The sequence below is a fragment of the Allobosea sp. TAB14 genome (assembly GCF_052113865.1).
Lineage (GTDB): Bacteria > Pseudomonadota > Alphaproteobacteria > Rhizobiales > Beijerinckiaceae > Allobosea > Allobosea spartocytisi.
Genome location: NZ_JBFRDQ010000259.1, coordinates 1 through 5026, shown reverse-complemented (window position 1 = coordinate 5026; position 5026 = coordinate 1). Strand labels below are relative to the sequence as shown.

Below are 5026 nucleotides of genomic sequence, written 5' to 3'. Positions count from 1 at the left end.
CTGCCGGTGGTGCTGGTTCTAGTGGCCATATGGGGCGTCAGCGGCTGGTCCTATTATCCGCCCCAACAGGCGAGGTTGATCGGCGTCGCCGGTGTCGCCAATACGCCGGTGATCCTCTCGCTCAACGCCTCCTTCATGTATCTCGGCTTCGCTCTGGGCGCAGGGCTGGGGTCGGTCGTGATCAGCCTGTCCTCCGTCATCTGGATCGGGGCCGCAGGCGGAGCGTGCGTGGTGGCCGCGATGGTCTTGTCCGGCGTCGCCTGGCGGCAGCAGAGCCGGGCCAGCTGAGCGAGCGATCGATCGCCCCGAAGCGATTGCGCAACACGGCGGCAGAATGGCCGCCGTCCCTCGGAAAGGAATGCACCAGGCGCGGCTCCGGCCACGCCCGGCTTTGCTTTGGCTGACCGGCCATTGCCGCCCGCCATCGACCGCTGCCTGAACTGATGTGCAAAGCGCATAAATCATAGCGTGAATCGCCGGCTACTGCGGCACCCGTCCCAGGAGCATCTTCGTATCACAGACGACGCGGAGCAGCCGTCAGGGCCCATCGCGCAGCGTCTCCCCACTCACCGATGGAGACATCCATGAACGACCTTCTCGCCTTCGCCGTCGCCGCCCATGGCGGGCTCGATCGCTGGAACACCTTCACCAGCGTCAGGACCGATCTGTCGATCGACGGCGCGATCTGGCACGCTAAGCAGGTGCCTGGCCTCCTCCTCGACAAGGTCTTCGAGGCGGATACGCGCCTGCAGCGTCTGACCGTGACGCCCTTTGGCGGCGGCGACAGCCATCTTGTCTTCACGCCCGCGCGCCTGTCGATCGAGGGACGGGACGGCGCCGTACGCGAGGTTCGCGACAATCCCGCAGCGGCCTTCGCCGGGCAGACCTTCGAGACCCCGTGGGACAAGTTCCATGCCGGTTTCTTCACGGGCGAAGCCCTGTGGACCTATCTCACGCTGCCCTTCCTCTACACCTATCCGGGCTTCGAGGTCGAAGAGATCGAGCCCTGGCATGAGGACGGCGAGACCTGGCGCAGCCTGAAGGCGACGTTTCCCGACAGCATCACGAGCCATACCACGACCCAGATCACGCGCTTCGGGCCTGACGGCCTGATGCGGCGCCACGACTACACGGTCGACATCCTGGGCGGCGCGACAGGGGCGAACTACACCAGCGACTATCGTGATTTCCAGGGCATCAAGATGCCCACCAAGCGCCGGATCTTCTCCTACGACGCCGCCATGCGGAAGATCCCCGAACCGCTTCTGGTTGCGATCGACTTCCGCACGCTGACCTTCCGCTGAGGTCGAGGCATGGAAATACCGCGTTGCAAGTAAGAACGCGGTTAGCGGGCGAAATTTGTCGAGGACCGGCACCGTTCAGCTAACGAAGGCTGTGATCGTGAAATTTCCCAATGATCTGAGTGCCCATCAATATCTCGTCGGGCGCGCCATTACTTAGCTCTCTTTCGAGGGCCCCGTTTGCAGCCCGGTTACAGGGCCGTTTACAAACACAAACTCACCCTTGGTTCTGGGATCGGCGCTTCGCGCGCAGGTCGATGACGTTGTCGATCTTCGCTCGTCCATTGCCTGTGAGGCTGCGGCGCTCTGCCTGCCGGCGATAGATTTTGGCCTCCTTGTCGGTGGCGTGCTCGATCTGGGCCATGACCTCGGCATCGTGCGCGCCGGCCATCGCCAGCTCCACGCCGCGCGCGTGACGAAGTCCGGGCGGGGTGAGGCCGAAGCGCATGACACCCGCGACAACGCTCCTCAGGTCTCTAGACCTGCAAACGAGCCTTCCGCGTTGCCAGAACGGCTCGTGCGGCAGCAAGGCCGGTTTGAAAGGCGCCATGCGCGGTCGAGAAATCCTGCGTCGAGCAGGCCTCGCCGGCAAAGAAGAGCCTGCCATCGACATCCCCGGCGAGAATGGCCCGGGCTTCGGCATGGCCTGGCAAGGCGTGGCTGTAGGAGCCTCGCGCAAAAGGCTGGCGGCCCCAGCGCGATTGCGCGATCGGCTTCAGCCGGCTCCGGATCCCCGAGCCGAAAAGCCCGGCCAGCTCATCGAGCGCGAAAGCGGCGAAAGCGCCGCCATCGGCTTCGAGCTCGCGTGCAGCCGCGCCGCCGACGAAGCCTTCGATCAGCGGCCGGCCGAACGGCCTCAGGTGGTAACTTGCCGTCCGCGCCACATACGGATTGCCCAGGACCTGCGTGTCCGGTTCGAAGCCGTCGCAATCGGACAATTTGAAGATGATCTTGTCGGCCAGGCCGAGAGGCAGCGCACTGGCGGCATCGATGTGATCCGAAGCCCGCGGCGGCAGACGTATCCCGCCGGAGGCGAGCACGTCGGTCGGGACGGTGACGATGACGCGCGCCGCCTCGATCTCGCCTCTGGCGGTGGTCAGCCTCAACGCGCGTCCCGATGCGTCGATCCCCGAGACCGGCGTGCTCAACGCGACCGGAACGTCCTTCGCCGCGGCGGCAATGAGGCGGCCATAGCCCTCGCTCACGCGCCAGTTCACGCCGCTGTCGGCATCGGCATAGGCGAGATAATCGCGGATCGAAAGCTGCTCCAGCTCCGTGCCATTGATGTAGGTGCTCAGCGCCTCGAGATAGGGCGTCCAGCGGTCGTGGGCATCGAGACGATCCGAGGCGCGATCGCTGCCGGGCGGCRCCTCACGCAGGCGCTGCTCGAAACGGGCGAAGGCCGCGCGCGCGGCGTGCTGGTCGGCCGCGGGAAAGCCGAGATCGCGAAACTGGACGCCCCATGGCGGCGTGGTTCGGTCGAGCTGGAAGCTGAGCTCCGGTGCCAGCGCGGCCCAGGGGTTTCGATCCGCCGAATGGAGCCAGCCGCAGCCGAGGTCGAAATGCAGGCCGTCGCCGAAAGCGGTATGCGCCCGCCCGCCGATCCTGTCGGTCGCCTCGATCAGAAGCACTTCGAGCCCGGAGGCGACGAGATGCCGGCCCGCGGCCACGCCGGCCGCTCCGGCCCCGACGATCGCGACATCGAGCGGCTTCATGCAGTGCCCTCCCGCGGGGAAGCGCCGAGCTCCAGCCAGTCGAGTTCCTCCTCGAGTCGGTGGAAGGCGTCGTCGCCGATGGTGCCGCGCTGCCGCAGATCGAATGCGGTCTTGCGCGCAACCGCGAGCGCCGTCCGCCGCAGGGCGTTATGGTCGGTGTCGAGCTGCGCGGTCCGCCCGGTCTGCTCCAGCATGTCGCGATACTCCTGCCGGATCGGCGCCGCAGCCGCCGGAAGCGCGCCTTCGAGCGATCCGATCGCCGCCTCCAGCGCGGCCTTCCGCGCCAGGGCGAACTCACGGTCGACCGGATGATCGTCGCTGATGGCGAGATAGCGCAGCAGCGGCGCAAGCGTCAGCCCCTGGATCAGCAGCGTGCCGACCACGACGGTGAAGGCGCAGAGCAGGATCATGTCCCGATGGGGGAATCCGGCGGGAAGGGCGTAGGCGGCGGCGAGCGTGACGATACCGCGCATGCCGCTCCAGGCGACGACGGCGCTGCCCTTGATGTTCCGGAGCGAGGCCGCCTTGTCGCTCGCGCCGGAGGTTCGGCCCGGACGCAGGAGGGCGAGCGTCCTGTAGGTCGCCACCCATGTCAGCCTGACCACGATGACGGTTGCGAGAACCGCGAACGCGATCCAGGCATTTTCGACGCGCTGCGCGGCGTCGAAACCCTCGAGGATCGGCCGCAACTGCAAGCCGACCAGCACGAAGGCAAGGACCTGGAGCACGAAGACCGTGGTCTCCCACACGGCATAGGAGGGGATGCGCAGCCGCGCGCTCGTCCGGGCCGGTGCCGTCCGCGCGAGAACGATGCCATAGACGACGATGGTGATGATCCCGGACAGATGCAGCCGCTCCGCCAGGATCCAGAYGCCGAAGGTCGAGATGAACTGCAGGATGATGGCGCTTGGCGGGTCGCCGAACAGCGCAAGCAGCCGCACCGAAACCCAGCCGAGCAGCGCGCCGAGAATGATGCTGCCCACCGTGACGAGGGCGAAGGCCGGCAAGGCGCTCGTCACGCTGAAACTGCCGGCCGCGACGGCTCCCAGCGCCAGGCGGTAGATCAGCAGCGCGGTCGCATCGTTCAGCAGGCTCTCGCCCTCGAGGATCACAACGATGCGATGGGGCGGCCGCACCCTGCGCAGGATCGCCGTCGCCGCGACGGCGTCCGGCGGCGCGACGATCGCTCCCAGCGCGATCGCAGCCCCCCAGGGCAGTTCGGGCACGAACCACCGCGCCACCAGGGCGACGGCAGCGGTCGTGACGCCGACGGCGATGAACACCAGGCTGGTCACCGGCAGCCAGTTCCGGCGCAGRTCGCGCGGCGAGSTRTCGAAGGCSGCRTCGAGCAGGATCGGCGCGACGAACAGGGCGAGCACGAGCTCCGGATCCAGCGTGATGCGCGGCGCATTGGGAATGAAGGCGAGCGCCGTCCCGCCGATGGCGAGCACGACGGGGTAGGGGATACCGGCCCGCCGCGACCCCGCTGCGAGAAGGACAGCCCCGAACATGATGGCGAGGATCGACTCGAACAGGACCATGCCCTGCGATCTTATCGCCGTTTCAGGAGGTGTCGATCACGATCGATCGGAGCGTCGTCGCCGTCGTATCTCAAGCTCCTCAGGCGCGGAGGGCGCGAACATGTGCCTGAGCCGCTGCCGCCTCCAAGCTTTGTCGCTTGCGGCAGTTTCTGGAGCTGTCCCGGTGGCCCCGCAACCATCCGAGAATGGGCAGCGCTCTGATCTGAAAGGCGAATCGCGCGCGCCACGCCGCGGCACCGGCCTTGCTCTCTCCGGATAAGGGCGACCGACCCTCGCTTATCCGTCCTCGAACGGTTGGAGCAATGGTGCTATGGGTGGGAACTGCCCGGAGCCATTCTGGATCGTGCCCCGAATGGCCGCCGCGATCTTGCCGCTCYCGCTTCCTCCCCGGCTCACCAAGCGCGAACAAGGAAGATGAGATGTCGATCGACCGCTGCCGGGTGCTGATGATCTATCCGCGGTTCAACCC

At 66.9% G+C, this 5026-nt stretch carries 4 protein-coding genes and 1 pseudogene; 2 read left to right on the top strand and 3 right to left on the bottom strand.

Going from position 1 to position 5026, the window contains the following annotated elements; genetic code table 11:
- Together AB4Y99_RS25725 and AB4Y99_RS25720 are read left to right on the top strand one after the other, a co-directional pair.
- A pseudogene (locus AB4Y99_RS25725) lies at positions 1-288 on the top strand (MFS transporter); the annotation flags it as partial.
- A 296-nt stretch (positions 289-584) separates the two neighbouring features.
- The gene (locus AB4Y99_RS25720; protein WP_441525325.1) at positions 585-1304 is read left to right on the top strand and encodes a hypothetical protein; all 720 of its coding nucleotides are present in this window, start codon (positions 585-587) and stop codon (positions 1302-1304) included.
- 214 nt (positions 1305-1518) lie between these two features.
- On the opposite strand, the gene AB4Y99_RS25715 is transcribed toward AB4Y99_RS25720, so the two are convergent.
- Genes AB4Y99_RS25715 through AB4Y99_RS25705 form a run of 3 tightly spaced genes read right to left on the bottom strand, consistent with a single transcriptional unit; the run spans position 1519 to position 4557 of the window.
- Complete coding sequence (locus tag AB4Y99_RS25715) at positions 1519-1749, bottom strand: hypothetical protein (protein ID WP_441525324.1); 231 nt, start codon at positions 1747-1749, stop codon at positions 1519-1521.
- A 28-nt stretch (positions 1750-1777) separates the two neighbouring features.
- The gene (locus AB4Y99_RS25710; RefSeq protein WP_441525323.1) at positions 1778-3016 is read right to left on the bottom strand and encodes a flavin monoamine oxidase family protein; all 1239 of its coding nucleotides are present in this window, start codon (positions 3014-3016) and stop codon (positions 1778-1780) included.
- A complete protein-coding gene (locus AB4Y99_RS25705; protein ID WP_441525322.1) occupies positions 3013-4557 on the bottom strand; it encodes a cation:proton antiporter in 1545 nt (514 codons plus the stop codon). The genes AB4Y99_RS25710 and AB4Y99_RS25705 overlap by 4 nt, the downstream gene beginning before the upstream one ends.
- Between the last annotated feature and the right edge of the window lie 469 nt (positions 4558-5026).

Bases quoted from the DNA above. Each gene is read 5' to 3' on its own strand.
- AB4Y99_RS25720 (WP_441525325.1), top strand. From the start codon at position 585: ATGAACGACCTTCTCGCCTTCGCCGTCGCCGCCCATGGCGGGCTCGAT.
- AB4Y99_RS25715 (WP_441525324.1), bottom strand. From the start codon at position 1,749: ATGCGCTTCGGCCTCACCCCGCCCGGACTTCGTCACGCGCGCGGCGTG.